We start from the raw sequence: 17,739 nt of genomic DNA on the forward strand, positions 1-17,739 counted from the left end.
GTACCTGTTTCATGGAAGCCTTCCTAACCTCCACCGCCGTGGTCGCGCTGGCCGAGATCGGTGATAAAACCATGCTGCTCGCCATCGTGCTGGCAGCACGGTTCCGCCAGCCCTGGCCGATCGTGCTCGGCATCCTGTTCGCGACGCTTGCCAACCATGCGCTCGCCGCACTGCTTGGCATGTCGGTGGCGAGCCTGCTTGAAGGCGAGTGGTTCCGCTATGCCGTAGGTGCGGGCTTTGTCGCCATGGCGCTGTGGACGCTGGTGCCAGACAAGTTCGACGACGACGATGCGCCCAAGGCCTCGCGGCACGGGGCCTTCCTCACCACGCTGGTGGCGTTCTTCCTCGTCGAGATCGGCGACAAGACACAGATCGCCACCATTGCGCTGGGCGCGCAGTTCCAGAACGTGCTTTTGGTGACCGCGGGCACGACGCTGGGCATGATGCTCGCCAATGCGCCCGCCGTGTGGCTGGGCAACGCGCTGGTGGAGCGGGTGTCGCTGAAGCTGGTGCGGATGCTGGCGGCAGCGCTGTTCCTCGCGATCGGTATCTGGGTGATCGCCGATACGGCGCTCGCCTAAAGGCGGCCGATCTTCACTCGCGTCTTGAGGTCGGTGCGGCAGAAGGCGTGCAGGAAGCACGTCTGCTCGCCCATGTCGAGCGCGGCGCGGGCGAAGTCGGCATTCTCGTTGCTGGTAAGGAATACATGCGTTTCCACCGGATCGGCGCGGCCCGCCTCGCCGGTGCCGCCGCTCGCGCCGCCCTTTGAGAAGTGGATGTCCTGCACCACGCGGTATTCGCTCAGGTCCTTCTTCGCGATCTTGGCGTAGCGGCCGAGCTGCGTCATGAAACAGAAGCCGATCCCGGCGGCCATGTAGCTCAGCGCATCGGGGGCGCGGCCCTCCTCGTCGCACAGGAAGGTGAAGATCGAGCCGTGCGGGTTGAACAGCTGCTGCTCGATCTGCTTCACCCCGTCTTCGCGCAGGGTGCAGATGCCGCGAATGTGCAGCACGCGGTCCTGCTCCTCGGCGAGGGACGAACCTTGCGAAGAGGTCGCTTCCTCGGTCAGCGGGCTTTTGTCGCCCTTCACGACCTGCCCCTCCCAGTTGCCTTCGCTGGGCGCGGCGCCTTCGATCACTTCGCCCGGATCGGCCAGCGCCCCACCGGCTACGGGAAGCGCCTTGTTCGGCGCGAGGGTCTCGCCGTTGAGCGTGAGCGTGAACAGGCTCTCCTTCTCACCGCGCATCAGCCCGCTCAGCGGCGAAGCGGCGGCGGCATCGCAGACCAGCGCGCGCAGGGTCTCGCTGTCGGCATCGCTGTCGAACTCGGCGAGCAGCTCGACGTCCTTCGCCCCGCCGGTCATCGTGCCCCTGAGCGCACTGCCCTTCATGGTGTAGAAGTTGTCCTGCACCAGCCGCACGTTCCGCAGCGCAATCCCGCGCGCCTTGGCCAGTGCCAGCAGCTCGGTCATCGTGCTTGCCACCATGCCAACGGTGAGGAACGACAGCGGGCACGAAGCCTCGTCGAAGCCATCGAGATAGTCGCCTTCATCCGATACCAGCCGCCAGACCTGCCCGCTGGCGCTGGATGCGGCGAGCCCTTCCTTCTGCATCACCGACAGGGACCGCGCGGCCAGCCGCACCGATTGCCCGATCCTCGGTTCGGGCGGCGCGAGCCAGTCAGCGCCGTCCGCGACCGGGAAGAACAGCGGGCGCGGATCGGCGCCGAGAATATTGGGATGGGCAGGCATTAGCTATCCTTCTTCGGTAGCATGGGAGAGGCGATATTGAGCGCAAGTTCGGCATCGGAGAAGGTGATCGGGGTGCGCAGGCCCTTGACCGGGTCTGCCCCCTCGCGCGCCATGTCGAGCACCATCCCGCGCGCCTCGACCTGCGGATGGGCCAGCGCCTGCGCCACGTCGTTGATCGGCCCGACCGGTACCCCCTCGGCCTCCAACCGCGCGAGCAGCGCATCGCGCTCCCACTGCGCGGTCTTCGCGGCCACTGCGGATGACACTCGCAACCGGTCGGCGACGCGTGCGGCATTGGTCGCCCAGCCTTCCTTGACCTCCAGCCCCAGCACGCCCGCCAGCCGCGCGAACTGCCTGTCGTTGCCCACGGCGATGATCAGCCAGCCATCGGCGCAGGGGAACGCTTCATAAGGCACGATATTGGGATGCGCGTTGCCCATCCGGTGCGGCGCGATGCCGCTGGCGAGGTAGTTCATCGCCTGATTGGCCAGCGTGCCGGTCATCACGTCAAGCAGGCTCATATCGACGGCCTGCCCGCGCCCGGTCCGCTGCCGCATATGGAGCGCGGCCTGAATGCCGATCACGCTGTAAAGCCCGGTGAGAATGTCGGCATAGGCCACGCCGATCTTGGTAGGCGGGCCGTCGGGCTGGCCGGTAAGGTCCATCATCCCGCTCATACCCTGCACGATGAAGTCGTAACCGGCGAACCCGGCATAGGGGCCGGTATGGCCGAACCCGGTGATCGAGCAATAGACAAGCCCCGGGTTGGTCTCCGCAAGGCTGGCGTAGTCGAGCCCGAACTGCGCGAGACCGCCAGTCTTGAAATTCTCGATCACCACGTCGGCCCCGGCGATCAGCTCCTTCACGCGGGCGAGATCGCCCTCGTCGCGGAAGTCGGCCACGATGGAGGTCTTGCCGCGGTTGCAGGCGTGGAAATAGGCCGCATCCTGCGAGCCGTCGGCGTTATCGATAAAGGGCGGCCCCCAGCGGCGGGTGTCATCGCCTGCCGGGCTTTCGACTTTGATCACCTCAGCCCCGAGATCGGCCAGCACCTGCCCGGCCCACGGTCCCGCCAGAATGCGCGCCAGTTCGACGACCTTGATGCCTTCAAGCGGCGCACTGGCCATTGCAGTTCCTCATTATTCCGGGGCTATATGGAACACCCGCTCGGCATTGCCATGACACAGCGCGTGCATTTCCTCGTCCGAGCAGGCGAAGTTCTCGATGAAGTCCACCGCCGGTTTCATCGGCTGGTAGGGGTAGTCGATCGCCCAGATCACGTTTTCCACGCCCATCCGGTCAATTGCATAGCGCAGCGCCAGCGGGTCTTCCACGCCGCTGGTTGTGAACACGAAGTTGTCCTTGAAATATTCCTCCATGCTGCGCTCGGTCTTCGGCGCGCGGCCCACCTTTTGCGAGCGCGAGTTCATGAAGTTGATCCGCCAGATGAAGAACGGCACCATCTCGCCCATGTGGCCGACGCAGATCTTCAGGTTCGGAAAGCGGTCGAACACCCCGCCCGCCATCATCCGCAGCATGTTGGTGCCGACCTCGACACCATAGGCCCACATCGCCGAATCCATGCCATAGTCCATCAGCGGACCCTTCAGCGTGTCGGACGGCCCGCGCGGGTGAATGTAGATCGTGGCATTGGTCGCCTCGGCGGCCTCGAAGATGGGCCAGAAGCGGTAATCGTCGAAATAGTCGCCGTTGGTGTGGCCGTTCACCACCAGCCCGTTGAGCTTCAGCTCGCCCATCACCCGCTCGATCTCTTTCGCCGCGCGCTTGGGGCTGTGCGGGGCGAAGCTGCCCAAGCCGGCGAAGCGCTTGGGATATTTGGCGCAGATTTCGGCCATCCGGTCGTTCGCCAAGGCGGCAAGGTCGGTGGCGGTATCGGCATCGAACATCTGCACGCCCGGCGCGGTCAGCGTTAGCAGGTGCATATCGACGCCATGCTCGTCCATCTGCGGCAGGCGCTGTTCTTCCACGTCAAGCAGCCCGCCGAGGAAATCCATCTTGCCGTAGCCCGAGGTGTCGACCTCGGCGTCGTAAATGCCCTTCACCAGCAGCTTGTCCGCGCTCTGCGTGGGGCTGTTCGCAACCTTCTTGAGCTCGGCGGCGACTTCGGGGATCGACCAGGCTTCCTCGCAGGCGATCAGGCGGCACTTCTTTCCCATGGCTCTCTCTCCCATTTTGTGCGCGAGACTAGCGCCGAGTTTGACCGGAACAACCCCCATTGCAGCGCGCTTGCCGACACCATCGAGGCGGCCTAGCCTCGCGCCATGGCCAAGGCCCCGCCCTCGCCCGACGAAAGCTGGAGCTCGACCGGGCTGGCCCGGCGCGAGGCGATCAGCGCGTGGAGCGACTGGGCCGCCAGCACCATCGCCCCGATCGAGGTCGAGGTGTTCGACCCCAAGGCCTTCGCCGCACGCTGGATCAGCCACGGCATCGGCCAGCTCCGCTTGCTCCACCTCTATGCCCCGGCCCAGCGCGTGACCCATGTGGGGGCCGACCGGCTGGCAATGCGCGCCGCGCCCTCGATCCAGCTGGTCTATTCGCGCGAAGGTACGATGCAGACGCGGATGGGCGGGCGGCGCTTCGATGTCGAACCGGGCCAGTTCGTGCTGCTCGACAACACCCGCTATTATCAGATGGAGATGGCCACGCCGCACGAGTGCATCGACCTGATGATGCCGCAGGCCTGGCTCGAACGGCACCTGCCCGATCCCGCCGGTCTGCTGGCACGCCCCTACGATGCCCATTCGGGCTGGGGCGCGCCGCTCGGGGCGCTGATCGAAACGATCCTTGATACCGGGCTCGACGAGGCCCCGCTCCCGCGCCCGCTGATCGCCGAGCAGTTCGGCAGCCTGCTCGCGCTCGCCACCGCCGCGCACGAAGCCGAGGCCTCGGCGGGCGGCCACCGCAGCCAGCTCGCCACGCGCGTGCTGCGCCGGATCGAGACGAGCTATGCTGACGCCGACCTCTCGCCCGACACAGTCGCGGCGGAAGAAGGCATTTCCAAACGCTACCTGCAATCGCTGCTCGCCGCGCGCGGAACCAGCTTTGTTGCCGAACTCAATGCCACCCGGCTCGAACATGCCAGCGCCATGCTGACCGACCCGCGCCTTGCCGCGCTGCCGATTTCCGAGCTGGCCTACCGCACGGGCTTTCTCGATCCGGGCTACTTCACCCGCCTGTTCCGCAAGCGCTTCGGGATCACGCCCAGCCAGTGGCGCGACGGGCTGGCCCCGCAGAGTTGAGGCTCTTGTAAGTCGTGGTGCTGCGCCCATTTTCCCAACATGCCTAGCGCCCAGACCGTCGCCGCCCTGCCCACCTACTATCTCAGCCATGGCGGCGGGCCCTGGCCGTGGATGGAAACGGGCAGTGCCTACGATTTGCTCGATGCTTCGCTGAAGGCGCTGCGGAACGAGCTGAAAGAGCGCCCGCGTGCCGTGCTGGTCGTCACTGCCCACTGGGAGGAGCCGGTGTTCACCTTCTCCAGCGGCGCGCAGCCGGGCATGATCTACGACTATTACAACTTCCCCCCGCATACTTACGAGATCACCTATCCGGCCCCCGGCCTGCCCTCACTCGCCAAACAGGCCGCCACACTGCTGGCCGCTGGCGGTATGGCCAGCGCCACCGATGCCACGCGCGGCTTCGACCATGGCACCTTCAGCCTGATGCAGGCGATCTGGCCCGAGGCGCAGATGCCGATCGTGCAGATGTCGATCCGCGCCGACTACGATCCGGCCTTGCACGTCGCAGCGGGCCGCCTGCTTGCCCCATTGCGCGAGGAGGGCGTGGTGATCATCGGCTCCGGCCTCTCGTTCCACAACCTGCGCGCGCTTGGCCCCGTGGGGCGCGATGTGTCGAAGGCCTTCGATGGCTGGTTGCAGGAAAGCCTGATCGGCATGGGCGGCGAGAACCGGGTCAAGCGCCTGCTCGAATGGGAGCACGCCCCTGCCGCCCGCGCTGTCCACCCGCGCGAGGATCACCTGATGCCTTTGCACGTAGCGCTGGGCGCGGCCGAGGAAGAGACTGCTGCGCTGTCCTACCACGAAGATGCCTTCATGGGCGCCATCGCCGCCTCCAGTTTCCGCTTCGGCCCACCGCCCACCTGAGGCCAGCAAGACAATAGGGCTGCGCAAAAGTCCTATTGGCCATGCGCGCGAATCCTTCGCCCGGCTAACGATCCGGGTTAGCCTGCTCCTCTGTCCACGCTCAGTCGAGACCCCGCCAACGGGGCCGCGAGCGTCAGACGAGAGGATGCCAGCAATGTCCGACAAGAGCTTCGCGCTGCCGAGCAGCATCAAGGTTATCGAAGGGACCGAAGCCGCGCAGGCTGCCTATCCCTATTACACCCAGTTCGTGCCCGAGGACGACCAGAAGTTCTGGTTTTACAACTCGATGCACTTTCCTGAACCCATGCACCACTTCGACATGATCACGGCCGAGGCGGCCTACGTCGCGATGGGGGCCTTCAACACGCGGGTTCACTGCCTGCCCACCGCCAAGGGCGTCGATCACCGCATCATCAACGGGCGCGTCTATATCGGCGGGGTAGTCGTCACCGACCCGGACGAGATCGCCGAACGCGTGGCCGAATTCCAGCAGCGCGCCGGGCACTATTACGAGAACTGGGAAAGCCTTTACGACCAGTGGAAGGTAAAGATGAAGGCGCTGATCGCGGAGGCGCAAGCGCTGCCCAACCCCTCGCTTCCCGATTACGAACCGCTGGAAACGATCACCGAGGGCGATGCCGTTCCCGCCAGCCACGATCTGCTGAAGATTTATCAGCAGCAGATCGAAGGCTACCATCGGATGTGGCACCACCACTTCGAGTTCCTGCTGCTTGGCTACGGCGCCTACATGACCTTCTTCGGGTTCTGCAAAAAGGCTTTCCCCGAGATTTCCGATCAGGCGATTTCGCGGATGGTGGCCGGGATGGAGGCCGAGATTTTCCGCCCCGACGAAGAGGTGAAGCGCCTTGCGCGGCGCGCGGTGGAGCTGGGGGTCGATCACCACTTCACCGACGATGTGAACATCGAGCAGGTGCTGTCCGATCTCGACAAGGTGTCGGGCAAAGGCAAGGAATGGCTCGCCGATCTCGAAGAGAGCCGCAACCCGTGGTTCAATGTCTCCAGCGGCGACGGGTTCTACCACTATCACCGCAGCTGGAACGACGACCTCTCGCTGCCCTTCGCGGCGCTGCCCGGCTATATCGCCAAGGTGAAGGCGGGCGAGAACATCGAGCGCCCCACCGCGCAGCTGATCGAGGAGCGTGAACAGCTCGTCGCCGACTACCGCGAATTGCTCGATACCGATGAAGACCGGGCGACTTACGACCAGCTGATCGAGCTGGCGCATCGCGTGTTTCCCTATGTCGAGGGGCACAAGTTCTATTGCGAGCACTGGTACACGAACCTGTTCTTCAACAAAATCCGCGAGTTCGGCAGGCTGTTGCTGGCGCACGGGTTCTTCGGGGCCGAGGGGCAAGAGGAGGACGTGTTCAACCTCACCCAATACGAGCTGGAAAGCGCGATCATCGACCTGATGCTGGCCTGGGGCGTGGGCGCGGGGCCGCGCGGCCCGGTCTACTGGCCTGCGATCATTGCGGAGCGCAAGGCGGCGATTGCCGAATGGAGCAAGCACCCCACCCCGCCCGCGCTGGGCAATGTGCCTGAGGCAATCGACGATCCGGCGATCAACATGCTCTGGGGCATCACCCGCGAGAACCTCGATAGCTGGCTCGATGATGGCACCGAGAACCCCAACGAATTGAAGGGCTTTGCCGCTTGCTCGGGCGTGGTCGAGGGCACAGCGCGGGTGGTGAAGTCGGTCAGCGAGATCGGGCGCATCCAGCAGGGCGACATCCTCGTGTGCCAAGTGACGAACCCCACTTGGAGCCCGCTGTTCCAGAAGATCAGCGCGGCGGTGTCCGACATCGGCGGGTCGATGAGCCACATGGCAATCGTGGCACGCGAGTATAATCTGCCCGCCGTGGTCGGCACCGGGCTGGCGACGGTCAAGATCAAGGACGGCGCACGCATCCGGGTCGATGGCGGCAAGGGCACGGTCTCGATTCTGGAGGACGCGTGATGGGCATGAAGCCCGTCGCATTGTTTTCCGAAGTCGGGATCGCCGACCGGCCCACGGTCGGCGGCAAGGGCGGCTCGCTGGGCGAACTTGTCCGCGCCGGAATTGCCGTGCCCGATGGCTTCGTGGTGACGACCGCTGCCTTCGAACAGTTCCTCGCAGCGCTTGAGACGAAGGAGCCGATCAGACCTCTGGTCGAGGCGCTCGACCCGAACGATCTGGACGCTGCCACCCGGTTGTCCGAGCAGTTGCGTGCGCGGGTGATCGGCGATGCGATGACTGGCGAAGTCGAGCAGGCGCTAAAGGACGCATTGAATCAATTGTGCCCCGACGAAAGGCCCGTTGCGGTGCGCAGCTCCGCCACAACCGAGGATGCCGATGACGCCAGCTTCGCCGGCTTGCAGGACACCTTCCTGTGGGTGCTCGATGGCGCTTCGATGATCGGAAAGGTCCGCGAATGCTGGGCCAGCCTCTACTCGGTCGAAAGCATGACCTACCGCCGCAAGCAGGGCCTGCCCGAGGCGGGCGTGGCCATGGCGGTAGTGGTCCAGCGGATGGTTGAGGCGAAGTGTGCCGGGGTGATGTTCACCCGCTCACCCACCAGCGGCGACAAGTCGGTGATCACCATCGAGGGTGCCTGGGGCTTGGGTTCCTCGGTTGTGTCGGGCGAGGTTACGCCTGACAAATGGGTGCTCGGCAAGATCACCAGCGAGATCAGCCAGCGCGATATTTCGGACAAGCACGCAAGACAGGTTCCCGCGCCAGGGGGCGGCATTCAGGAGATTGAAAACGCGGCGGAAATTCGCTCCGCCCCCTGCCTCACCGACGATGACCTTCAGGCGCTGCGCGCAATCGGGCGCAAAGTCGAAAAGCACTATGGCAAGCCGCAGGATATTGAGTGGGCGCTCGATCAGGATGGCGCGGTGCTGCTGCTGCAATCGCGGCCCGAGACGGTCTGGGCACAGAAGGACGCCAAGGCCGCGCCTGTGGTCGCCAAGGAGGCTGATCCTATGGCGCATGTGATGGGCCTGTTCACCGCCGGAGCGAAGAAATGAGCCTGACCGGCAAGGATATCGTTGAAATCGCACGGCTGCTCGATGCCTCGCACTTTACGACGCTCGACCTGACACAGGGCGACTTTCGCCTGCGGATCAGCCGCGATGGCGCTGGCAGCTGGCGCGAAGACGTAGACGACGAGCGGGAAGAACCTTCCGCGCCCGCCGCCGAGGTTTCGGCGGAAGCGCCTCCTCCACCTCCGGCCTCTGCGGCAAGCGACGACGAAGTCGAAATCGCCGCCCCGCTGATCGGCAACTTCTACTCCGCCCCGCGCCCCGGAGAACCCGACTTCGTGAAAGTCGGCGACCGGGTGAGCAAGGACACGGTGGTCGCGATCATCGAGGTGATGAAGCTGATGAACTCGGTCGCTGCCGGGGTTGAAGGCATGGTCACGGCGGTGCTGGCCGAGAACGGCAGTGCGGTTGCCGAGGGGCAGGCGCTGTTTCGGGTGAAGGTGGACTGATGGCCAACATAGAAATCGTCGAAACCTCCCTGCGCGATGGCAACCAGTGCCTGTGGGGCGCAACCGGCATCGACACCGCGAAAACGCTCACCATCGCCCCCGCGATGGAGCGCGCCGGATACCGCGCGATCGACTTCACCACTTCCACCCACATGGGTGTCGCCGTGCGCTACAAGCAGGAAGACCCCTGGGAGCGCATCCGCGAAATGGCGCGCATCTGCCGCACCACGCCGCTGCAATTCCTCTCCACCGGCTTCCGTTTCATCTCGTGGGAGACCGCAACGCCCGAATTCATGGAGCTGGCTTTCCGCACGCTCGCCACCAACGGCATCCGCCGCTTTGCGCTGGCCGACCCGATGAACGATGCGGCGAGCAACGTCGAAGTGGCCAAGATGGTGAAGCGCGCGGGCGGCGATCAGGTGGTCGGCGCGCTGGTCTATACGATCAGCCCGATCCACGACGACGCGCACTATGCCGAGGCCGCGCGGGTGATGGCGCAAAGCCGCGATATCGACGCGCTCTACATCAAGGACCCCGGCGGCCTGCTCACCTCCAAGCGCGCCGCCACGCTGATTCCCGCGATCCTTGCGGAAATCGGCGACAAGCCGCTCGAACTGCACAACCACTGCACCATCGGGCTTGCCGAGCCCGCCTGCCTCGAAGCGGCCGACCTTGGCATCGCGGCGGTGCAATGCGCGAGCGGCGGCGCGGCTGACGGCACCAGCAACCCGCCCATCGGCCGCATGATCCGCAACCTGCGCAGCCTCGGCCACACGGTCGATGTCGATGACGAGGCGGTGGAAGAGGTTGCAAGCTATTTCACCCGGCTGGCCGAGGCAGAAGGCTACGCCACTGGCTCACCGCAACCGTTCGACGCCGCCTATTTCCGCCACAATCTGCCCGGCGGCATGGTCGGCACCATGCGCCGCCACCTTGCCGACCAGAACGCCGCCCATCTCGAAGCGGCAGTGATCGAGGAAATGGGCCGCGTGCGCGAGGAACTCGGCTGGGTGATCGTGATGACGCCATTTGCGCAGATGCTGCAAACGCAGGCCATGCTCAACGTGACGGGCAAGGAGCGTTGGAGCATCATCCCCGACGAGGTGATCCGCTTCGCCATCGGCAAGTTCGGGCGCCCCACCCAGCCGGTCGACCCGTACGTCATGGACCGCATCATGGCCCACCCGCGCACGAAGCAGCTTGAGGCCGAGACCGGCATGGCCGACCTCACAACCCTGCGCAGCCGGATCGGCGAAAGGCTCTCAGACGAGGAATTCCTGTTGCGCGCCACTATGCCCGAGGGGCAGGTTGAGGCCATGCGCAAGTCTGGCCCCGCCCCGCGCCACTACGATCCCGACACCGCACCCGTCATGCGACTGCTGCGAGATGTGATGGCGCGAAACGATCTGGCCGACTTTGCGTTCGAGAAGGACGATCTGAAAATTCGCCTCTCCGCGTAGGTTCCTCTGCGCGTAAATCCCATGCAAGGATACCCGATGTCCCTCCCCCGTAAGCCCAAGGGCTTCATGTTCGATCTCGACGGTACGCTGATCCTGTCGAACCGACAGCTTGGCTCTTACGACCCGATCCCCGGTGCCGCCCAAGCGCTGGGCGAGCTGGATGCGCTCGGCGTGCCGTGGATCGCGCTCACCAACGGCAGCGCTTATGCCGCCCGCAAGCAGGCCCCGCGGCTGCGCAATGCCGGCTTGCCGGTGCCGGATGAAAAGTTGTTCACGCCCAATTCGGTGGCGGCCAAGGTGATCCAGGAACGCGAACTCGAACGGGTGCTGGTGCTCGGCACGCAGGGTGTGATCGATGCGCTCACCGAACTCGGCGTGAAGTGCCTCAATCCGGATGATGGCAAGGGTCTCTCGTGCGACGGGGTCTATGTCGGCTGGCACCCCGACTGCATGATGGACCACATCCATCGCGCCTGCGATGCCGTGCTTGGCGGTGCGACCTTCCTTACCGCGTCGGACATCCCCTTCTTCGCCACCAAGGAAGGCCGCAGCTTCGGCTATTCCTGCGCGATCAACGGCGCGATTGCGCGGGTTACGGGGATCGAGCCCGAACCCACTGGCAAGCCGAGCGAGCACGCCATGGCTTTTGTCGCGGACAAGCTCGGGATCGACGCAGCGCATGTGGGCGTGGTTGGCGACGATGCCACGGCGGAAATGCAGATGGCCCTGGCAGGTGGCGCAATCGGGATCGCAGTGACCAGCGGATCGACCAGCGCCGAGGAGTGGGACGATCAGCCGCCGGAAAAGACGCCCGATCTGGTCATCAATTCGATCGGCGATCTGGCCAGCGCCTGCGGGCTAAGCTAACCGGGTTTTCATGATGCAGGGCCGCTCTCGCAGTGGTCCGCCCGCAATCATGGAGACACGTTTGACCACCGCCCCGATCCGCACCGACTGGACCCGCGACGAAATCGCCAGCCTGTTCGACCTGCCCTTCACCGAACTGCTGTTTCGCGCCGCAGAGGTCCACCGCGCGCATCATCGGCCCGAAGAGGTGCAGCTGTGCACCCTGCTTTCAATCAAGACCGGCGGCTGCCCCGAGGACTGCGGCTATTGCAGCCAGAGCGCATCGGCGGAGAGCGGCGTGAAGGCGACCAAGCTGATGGACGTGCGCGAGGTGCTGCAAAAGGCCGCGCAGGCGCGCGATGCCGGGTCGCAGCGGTTCTGCATGGGAGCGGCCTGGCGCAATCCGAAAGATCGCGACATGGGCAAGATCGTCGAGATCGTTTCCGGCGTGCGTGCGATGGGGATGGAAACCTGCATGACGCTGGGGATGCTCACCCCCGAACAGGCCGCACAGCTGAAGGCCGCCGGGCTCGATTACTACAACCACAATGTCGACAGCGGGCCGGAATATTATGAGCGCGTGGTCTCCACCCGCTCCTACGCCGACCGGCTCGATACGCTGGAAACGGTGCGCGAGGCGGGGATCAACGTGTGCTCGGGCGGGATCGTCGGCATGGGCGAAACGCGCGCCGACCGGGTGGGTTTCGTGCACACGCTGGCGACGCTCGAACGCCATCCCGAAAGCGTGCCAATCAACGCGCTGGTACCCGTGAAAGGCACGGTGCTGGGCGACATGCTGGCCGATACCCCGCTCGCCAAGATCGACGATATCGAGTTCGTGCGCACAGTGGCGGCGGCGCGCATTGCCATGCCGCTGAGCATGGTGCGCCTGTCCGCCGGACGCGAAAGCATGAGCGAGGCGACGCAGGCGCTGTGCTTCCTGGCCGGGGCCAATTCGATCTTCACCGGCGACAAGCTGCTCACCGCGCCCAATGCGGGCGAGGACGAGGACATGGCGATGCTCACACGGCTGGGCCTGAAACCGATGGAAGGCCCGGAGCCGATGCGGGCCATGGTGCACGAAGACGATCTGGCCAGCGCCTGACGCCTGCGCTAACCCAGCGACAAACAACAATCGCCCGCCCAGCCGGGCCGAAGGAGAGGCTATCTTGACCGACCACAAGCTCGAAACGCTCACCATTCACGCTGGCCAGGAACCCGATCCTACCACCAATGCGCGGATCACCCCGATCTATCAGACGGCCAGTTACGTCTTCAACGATGCCGAGCATGCGGCAAACCTGTTCGCGCTCAAGGAATTCGGCAACATTTACAGCCGCATCATGAACCCCACGGTCGATGCACTGGAAAAGAAGATCGCCGGGCTCGAAGGCGGCGTCGGCGCGCTGGGCGTGGCCTCTGGCCATGCCGCGCAGCTGGTCGCGTTCCACACGCTGATGGAGCCGGGCTGCAACATCGTCGCGGCGAAGAAGCTCTATGGCGGCTCGCTGAACCAGTTGAGCGAAGCCTTCCGCAAGTTCGGCTGGGAAACCCGCTTCGTCGATGCCGACGATCCGGCCAATGTCGAAGCTGCCTGCGATGAGAACACCCGCGTTGTGTTCATCGAAAGCCTCGCCAATCCGGGCGGCGTGGTCTGCGACATCGCCGCCATTGCCGACATCGCCCACAAGGCGGGCGTGCCGCTGATGGTCGACAACACCATGGCGACCCCGATGCTGTGCCGCCCGATCGAACATGGCGCGGACATCGTCGTCCACTCGGCGACCAAGTTTTTGAACGGCCACGGCAATTCGGTCGGCGGGCTGATCGTCGATTCGGGCAAGTTCGACTGGAAGGCCCACGGCGACAAGTTCGCGACGCTGACCCGGCCCAATGGCTCTTATCACGGCGCAGTGCTGGTCGATGCGCTGGAGCCGGTCGGCCCGATTGCCTTCATCATCGCCTGCCGCGTGCTCGGCCTGCGCGATCTTGGCCCAGCGATGGCGCCGATGAACGCCTTCCTCGCGCTCACCGGCATGGAGACGCTAGCGCTGCGGATGGAGCGGCATTGCGAGAATGCTTTGGCTGTCGCCAAGCACCTCGCCGCGCATGAGAAGATCGACTGGGTCTCCTATGCCGGGCTGGAGGACAGTGCCTATAACGCGCTCGCCCAGCGCTATCTCGGCGGCAAGGGCGGCGCGGTGTTCACCTTCGGCGTGAAGGGCGGATATGAGGCGGGCGTGAAGCTGGTTTCCTCGGTCAAGCTGTTCAGCCACTTGGCCAACATCGGCGACACCCGCAGCCTGATCATCCACCCGGCGAGCACTACGCACAGCCAGCTCGAAGGTGACGACCTGATCGCCGCCGGGGCCGGGCCGGACGTGGTGCGGATCTCGGTCGGCATCGAGCATATCGACGATATCATCGCCGACCTCGACACGGCGCTCGCGGCGCTGTGATCGGCCTGCTGCTTCTGCTGGCGGCAGGCACGGCTGCGGCCGAGCCTGCCGATATTTGCGCCGAGCCGATCACTCAAGCCGACATGAACCAGTGCGCTGCGCGCAACTATGCCGAAGCGGATGAGGCGCTCAACGTGCAGTGGTCGCGCACCGCCGAGGCGATGCGCGAGCGCGATTCCCAGCTTGACCGCAAGTACGACGACCGCCCCGGCTACTTCGAAACCCTGCTCGCTGCGCAGCGCGCCTGGATCACGTATCGCGACGAGCATTGCACCAGCGATGGCTATCTCTACCGGGGCGGCTCGATGGAGCCGCTGATCGTCAGCACCTGCAAGACCGAGCTGACCAAGCAGCGCACAAGCCAGCTCGCCGACTTGATGAGCGCGGAATGAGCGGGACTGCGGCGAGGTTCGACTACGAGGCCTATCTCGCCCAGTTCCTAACCGGCGACGACGATGGGCTGGTCGAGCGCTTCTTTGCCGAAGACTGCGCGATGATCACCGGCAGCGGCGAATTCGTCGGCCATGCCGGGATGCGTGCGTTTCTTGCCAGGGCGCATGACGGCGTGCGCGAATGCCCACGCGTCCAGCACTATGTGCAAGACGAGCGCAACGTGCTTGCCGAGATCGACATGGATTTCCATGCGACCAAACACCGGCCCGACTTTCCTTTCGGTGAAATGTTCCCCGGCGACAGCCTGACGGTGAAGTTCCTCGCCCGCTACGAACTCGACGAAGCGCAGAAGGTGCGCCGCCTCATCACTATGGCGTGGCCTCCCGGACGGGCGGTCACCACGCTGCCACCACTCGGTGCGCATCCCAGCCAGATCGCCGCCTACCATGCCTATGCCGCGGCCTTCTCGGCGGGGGATCCAGCGCGCTACACCCGATTTTATTGCGATGACGTGGTGTTCGAGCTGCCCTCGGTCGGGCGGTTCGCGGGTGCGCAGGCGATTGCCGATTTCTATACGGCGATGTTCGAGCGTGTAGTCGAAACACTCACCGTGCACGAACTCACCGCCAGCGAGGAGGCAATCGTGGTCGATTGCACCAGCCGCTTCACCGCCTTGGCCGATGCGCCCGACTTTGTCGTCGGCGCGCTGGCGGAGGGTGAGCACGTCTATGTGCGCGTGCAGGTGACCTATCGCCTGCGCGAGGGCTATATCGCGCATATCACGGTCGCCCGCGCGGGCGAGCCGGTGTTCAGCGACGGGCGCTAAGCGCCGCTTCGATACGGGCGAGGTCTTCGGGCCGGTCCACATCTGCCAGCGTGCTCGGCGGCGGCGCGATCAGCGTGCAATCGTCGCGGCTGGCGAGCCAGCGCCCCGCCCCACCCTCGCCTTCCAGCTTGGTGATCTCTGCCAACAACTCTTGGGGTACAAAGGCTGGCACACCCGGCTTACCTGTGCCGTAATCACTCGCTGCCAATCCTTCGCTCGCCACGAGCGCGGCCAGATGGCTGGGCGCGACCAACGGCATGTCGGCCAGCACGATCAGGAGGTCACGCTCCTGCGCCAGCGCGGTCTGCGCCGCCAGCGCGACCGACGTGGCCAGCCCCGCCTCGGCTTCGGGGTTCTCAATCAGGGGCCAACCACTCTCCTGCGCGAACAGCGGCACATCAGATACAGGCACGACAATCACCCCCGGCCCGAAACCCGCCTCAACCACTGCCGCCAGAACATGCGCCCCCAGTCGTTGCCCAGCACACAAGGCATCGAGTTTGCCTCCGCCAAAGCGTCGCGCCTGCCCCGCAGACAGAACCGCGACCAGCGGCGCGCTCATCGCTGGCTGTGGTGCGGGTGGCGCAGCTCGTAGATACCGGCCACGCCTGCCAGAGCGGAAAGCGCCAGCGCCGAAGGCTCGCGGCTGTGCCCGATCAGGCCAAGCGGGCTGGCGATGCGGGCGATCTGCTGCTCTGCGTAGCCAAGCGCCGCCAGCCGTTCGCTCCGCGCCATCCGCGCAGGCTTGCCACCCTGCGCACCGATAAAGAAGGCGAAGCTCCTGAGGCCCCAGTCGAGCAGCGCCTCCTCCCACTCGTGATCGTGGAAAAGCAGCACCAACGCGCTCCAGCGATCGAGCGCGATCTGTTCGGGATGCTGACCAAGCGAGAGCGAACCGCCCTCGCGGCTATAGCTATCGACGACCATCCCTGCCGCCGCGCCCAGTCGCGCCATCGCTTCCAACTCGGGCCCCTCGCCCAGCAACACCAGTCGCAGCGCGGGAATATAACGGCGCTCGGCGAGCAGGGGCTGCACGGGCAAAGTGAGGCTCGCCTCCTGCCGCATCTCCAGCCGCGCAAGCGCCTCGGCACAAGCGGCATGATCTGGAGCAGGGTCGATCAGGATATCGAGACCCCCGCCGCACGGCAGGCGAAAGTCTATCTTGGGCGAGCCCGCGCCATAGCGGATCACGCGCGGCTCGCCCCCACGCGCGACCTCGGCGGCCAGTTCGCGTTCGAGGCAACCGTCGGCAAGGCTCCCGGTTACGCTGCCATCGGCATGGACGGCCAGTTGCGCGCCAAGGCGGCGCGAAAAGCTGCCCTCGATATTGACGATGGTACACAGACCAGTGCCTGCAACCGCCGCCGCCGCCAGTGCCTCGTGATCTTCGGGTATTGCCATACCCGTCGCTCTATCAGTGCTGGTGCGGGTCTTCCATGCCCATGATCAGCTCGGGCTCCTCGCCGCGCAATTCCTGGAACGCCAGCGTCAGGTTGATCAGCGCGCGCGACCAAGGCGTGCCGCCATATTCTAGGCCGGGCTTGAGCTTGTGATCGAGGAACACCGCATAGCTGGGCGTTGCTTCCAGCTTCTTGAGCGCATCCTCAGGCGTGCCGCCTGTCAGCAAGGTCTGTTCGGCCGTGGCGACGAGGCCGCGGTTGAAGTTCATAAACGAGTGAAACTCGTCCCATGTCGAGATCCCGCCGTGGCCCTGGATGACCGTGTCGACACCGTCGATGCCGTAGACCGCCCCCGCCAGAGTCGTCGGCAGAGCGAGCATGGAGCCGCCCGAACCGGGGTCGATCAGCGGGCTCATGTGCCAGGCATAGAGGTCGCCCGCTGCCATGGTGCGGTCCGCAGGGAAGACCACGAAGGCATCGCCATCGGTATGCCCTGCGCCGAAGTAGTAGAGCTCGATCCGGTCGTCGCCCTCGCCGATTGTCTTGCGCGCTTCGAAATCGCCATCGACCCGTAAAGGCGCGGCCGGACCGCCGCCTGCGCGCATCCGCGCCGCGCTGTTCACCTGCGCCACCACCTGAACATCCCCATTGGGCGCAAGTTCGGCGTTGGAGCCGGTATGATCAGGGTGCGAATGGGTGTTGATGATCATGCCGACCGGCTTGTCGGTGACCTTGCGAACCTCGGCAAGAATCGCCTCACCGCTTCCGGGCAGTTTGGTGTCGACCAGCACCACGTCGTTCTCGCGCACGAATACGGTGGTGTTCCCGCCCGCACCGAAAATCTTGTAAACGTTGCCCGAAACCTGCTCGATATCGGTAATGCCGGGAAGGCTCTGCGCCGTCACCGCACCGGTGGTCAGCACGGTTGCCATGCCCGTCGCCACCACACCTGCTAGGATCGCCATCCGCTTCATTGTTCGTCTCTCC

18 protein-coding genes are annotated in these 17,739 nt (G+C 65.2%); 12 read left to right on the forward strand and 6 right to left on the reverse strand.

What is annotated here, in order from left to right; translation table 11 throughout:
* Positions 1–11 precede the first annotated feature (11 nt).
* On the forward strand, positions 12–581 hold the full coding sequence (locus tag E0473_RS05150) for a TMEM165/GDT1 family protein (protein WP_137679736.1): 570 nt from the start codon (positions 12–14) through the stop codon (positions 579–581).
* Here E0473_RS05150 and E0473_RS05155 read toward each other — a convergent pair.
* Genes E0473_RS05155 through E0473_RS05165 form a run of 3 tightly spaced genes read right to left on the reverse strand, consistent with a single transcriptional unit; the run spans position 578 to position 3,927 of the window.
* Complete coding sequence (locus tag E0473_RS05155; protein WP_137679737.1) at positions 578–1,750, reverse strand: OsmC family protein; 1,173 nt, start codon at positions 1,748–1,750, stop codon at positions 578–580. The genes E0473_RS05150 and E0473_RS05155 overlap by 4 nt on opposite strands.
* Positions 1,750–2,877 (reverse strand): CaiB/BaiF CoA transferase family protein, encoded by a 1,128-nt coding sequence (locus E0473_RS05160; protein ID WP_137679738.1) that lies wholly within the window; start codon positions 2,875–2,877, stop codon positions 1,750–1,752. Before E0473_RS05160 ends, E0473_RS05155 begins: the two co-directional genes overlap by 1 nt.
* A 12-nt stretch (positions 2,878–2,889) precedes the next feature.
* Positions 2,890–3,927: an amidohydrolase family protein gene (locus tag E0473_RS05165; protein ID WP_137679739.1), complete on the reverse strand. Its 1,038-nt coding sequence runs from the start codon at positions 3,925–3,927 to the stop codon at positions 2,890–2,892.
* A gap of 105 nt (positions 3,928–4,032) precedes the next feature.
* Here E0473_RS05165 and E0473_RS05170 point away from each other — a divergent pair, with 105 nt between their 5' ends.
* The 11 genes from E0473_RS05170 to E0473_RS05220 all read left to right on the forward strand — a co-directional run bounded on the left by E0473_RS05170 (position 4,033) and on the right by E0473_RS05220 (position 15,352).
* On the forward strand, positions 4,033–5,010 hold the full coding sequence (locus E0473_RS05170) for an AraC-like ligand-binding domain-containing protein (protein ID WP_137679740.1): 978 nt from the start codon (positions 4,033–4,035) through the stop codon (positions 5,008–5,010).
* A 39-nt stretch (positions 5,011–5,049) separates the two neighbouring features.
* Positions 5,050–5,874, forward strand: a complete 825-nt coding sequence (locus E0473_RS05175) for a DODA-type extradiol aromatic ring-opening family dioxygenase (protein ID WP_137679741.1) — start codon at positions 5,050–5,052, stop codon at positions 5,872–5,874.
* 154 nt (positions 5,875–6,028) lie between these two features.
* Positions 6,029–7,852, forward strand: coding sequence for a PEP-utilizing enzyme (locus E0473_RS05180; protein WP_137679742.1), 1,824 nt, complete (start codon positions 6,029–6,031; stop codon positions 7,850–7,852).
* A gap of 5 nt (positions 7,853–7,857) precedes the next feature.
* On the forward strand, positions 7,858–8,904 hold the full coding sequence (locus E0473_RS05185; protein ID WP_137679743.1) for a PEP/pyruvate-binding domain-containing protein: 1,047 nt from the start codon (positions 7,858–7,860) through the stop codon (positions 8,902–8,904).
* The gene (locus E0473_RS05190; protein WP_137679744.1) at positions 8,901–9,368 is read left to right on the forward strand and encodes an acetyl-CoA carboxylase biotin carboxyl carrier protein; all 468 of its coding nucleotides are present in this window, start codon (positions 8,901–8,903) and stop codon (positions 9,366–9,368) included. The genes E0473_RS05185 and E0473_RS05190 overlap by 4 nt, the downstream gene beginning before the upstream one ends.
* Positions 9,368–10,828 (forward strand): biotin carboxyl carrier protein, encoded by a 1,461-nt coding sequence (locus E0473_RS05195; RefSeq protein WP_137679745.1) that lies wholly within the window; start codon positions 9,368–9,370, stop codon positions 10,826–10,828. Before E0473_RS05190 ends, E0473_RS05195 begins: the two co-directional genes overlap by 1 nt.
* 36 nt (positions 10,829–10,864) lie before the next feature.
* Entirely contained in the window at positions 10,865–11,695 is an 831-nt protein-coding gene (locus E0473_RS05200; protein ID WP_161981512.1) for an HAD-IIA family hydrolase, read from the forward strand.
* A 49-nt stretch (positions 11,696–11,744) separates the two neighbouring features.
* A complete protein-coding gene (gene bioB / locus E0473_RS05205; protein ID WP_241657335.1) occupies positions 11,745–12,779 on the forward strand; it encodes a biotin synthase BioB in 1,035 nt (344 codons plus the stop codon).
* 64 nt (positions 12,780–12,843) lie between these two features.
* Complete coding sequence (locus E0473_RS05210; protein WP_137679748.1) at positions 12,844–14,133, forward strand: O-acetylhomoserine aminocarboxypropyltransferase; 1,290 nt, start codon at positions 12,844–12,846, stop codon at positions 14,131–14,133.
* Positions 14,130–14,525: a lysozyme inhibitor LprI family protein gene (locus E0473_RS05215; protein ID WP_241657336.1), complete on the forward strand. Its 396-nt coding sequence runs from the start codon at positions 14,130–14,132 to the stop codon at positions 14,523–14,525. Before E0473_RS05210 ends, E0473_RS05215 begins: the two co-directional genes overlap by 4 nt.
* The gene (locus E0473_RS05220) at positions 14,522–15,352 is read left to right on the forward strand and encodes a nuclear transport factor 2 family protein (protein WP_137679749.1); all 831 of its coding nucleotides are present in this window, start codon (positions 14,522–14,524) and stop codon (positions 15,350–15,352) included. The genes E0473_RS05215 and E0473_RS05220 overlap by 4 nt, the downstream gene beginning before the upstream one ends.
* Here E0473_RS05220 and E0473_RS05225 read toward each other — a convergent pair.
* From E0473_RS05225 to E0473_RS05235, 3 genes are read right to left on the reverse strand one after another with little or no spacing between them, the layout of a single operon-like run.
* On the reverse strand, positions 15,336–15,914 hold the full coding sequence (locus E0473_RS05225; RefSeq protein WP_137679750.1) for a nucleotidyltransferase family protein: 579 nt from the start codon (positions 15,912–15,914) through the stop codon (positions 15,336–15,338). The two genes, E0473_RS05220 and E0473_RS05225, sit on opposite strands and share 17 nt — an antisense overlap.
* Positions 15,911–16,753 (reverse strand): XdhC family protein, encoded by an 843-nt coding sequence (locus tag E0473_RS05230; RefSeq protein WP_137679751.1) that lies wholly within the window; start codon positions 16,751–16,753, stop codon positions 15,911–15,913. The genes E0473_RS05225 and E0473_RS05230 overlap by 4 nt, the downstream gene beginning before the upstream one ends.
* Positions 16,754–16,766: 13 nt before the next feature.
* Positions 16,767–17,726 (reverse strand): MBL fold metallo-hydrolase, encoded by a 960-nt coding sequence (locus E0473_RS05235; protein WP_137679752.1) that lies wholly within the window; start codon positions 17,724–17,726, stop codon positions 16,767–16,769.
* Positions 17,727–17,739 lie beyond the last annotated feature (13 nt).

The sequence above is a fragment of the Aurantiacibacter suaedae genome, from assembly GCF_005434915.1.
GTDB classification, from domain to species: Bacteria; Pseudomonadota; Alphaproteobacteria; order Sphingomonadales; family Sphingomonadaceae; genus Alteraurantiacibacter; species Alteraurantiacibacter suaedae.

Bases quoted from the DNA above. Each gene is read 5' to 3' on its own strand.
- E0473_RS05200 (WP_161981512.1), top strand. From the start codon at position 10,865: ATGTCCCTCCCCCGTAAGCCCAAGGGCTTCATGTTCGATCTCGACGGT.
- E0473_RS05155 (WP_137679737.1), bottom strand. From the start codon at position 1,750: ATGCCTGCCCATCCCAATATTCTCGGCGCCGATCCGCGCCCGCTGTTC.
- bioB (WP_241657335.1), top strand. From the start codon at position 11,745: ATGGAGACACGTTTGACCACCGCCCCGATCCGCACCGACTGGACCCGC.
- E0473_RS05165 (WP_137679739.1), bottom strand. From the start codon at position 3,927: ATGGGAAAGAAGTGCCGCCTGATCGCCTGCGAGGAAGCCTGGTCGATC.
- E0473_RS05230 (WP_137679751.1), bottom strand. From the start codon at position 16,753: ATGGCAATACCCGAAGATCACGAGGCACTGGCGGCGGCGGCGGTTGCA.
- E0473_RS05175 (WP_137679741.1), top strand. From the start codon at position 5,050: ATGCCTAGCGCCCAGACCGTCGCCGCCCTGCCCACCTACTATCTCAGC.
- E0473_RS05185 (WP_137679743.1), top strand. From the start codon at position 7,858: ATGAAGCCCGTCGCATTGTTTTCCGAAGTCGGGATCGCCGACCGGCCC.
- E0473_RS05170 (WP_137679740.1), top strand. From the start codon at position 4,033: ATGGCCAAGGCCCCGCCCTCGCCCGACGAAAGCTGGAGCTCGACCGGG.
- E0473_RS05225 (WP_137679750.1), bottom strand. From the start codon at position 15,914: ATGAGCGCGCCGCTGGTCGCGGTTCTGTCTGCGGGGCAGGCGCGACGC.
- E0473_RS05195 (WP_137679745.1), top strand. From the start codon at position 9,368: ATGGCCAACATAGAAATCGTCGAAACCTCCCTGCGCGATGGCAACCAG.
- E0473_RS05150 (WP_137679736.1), top strand. From the start codon at position 12: ATGGAAGCCTTCCTAACCTCCACCGCCGTGGTCGCGCTGGCCGAGATC.
- E0473_RS05220 (WP_137679749.1), top strand. From the start codon at position 14,522: ATGAGCGGGACTGCGGCGAGGTTCGACTACGAGGCCTATCTCGCCCAG.
- E0473_RS05190 (WP_137679744.1), top strand. From the start codon at position 8,901: ATGAGCCTGACCGGCAAGGATATCGTTGAAATCGCACGGCTGCTCGAT.
- E0473_RS05235 (WP_137679752.1), bottom strand. From the start codon at position 17,726: ATGAAGCGGATGGCGATCCTAGCAGGTGTGGTGGCGACGGGCATGGCA.
- E0473_RS05160 (WP_137679738.1), bottom strand. From the start codon at position 2,877: ATGGCCAGTGCGCCGCTTGAAGGCATCAAGGTCGTCGAACTGGCGCGC.
- E0473_RS05180 (WP_137679742.1), top strand. From the start codon at position 6,029: ATGTCCGACAAGAGCTTCGCGCTGCCGAGCAGCATCAAGGTTATCGAA.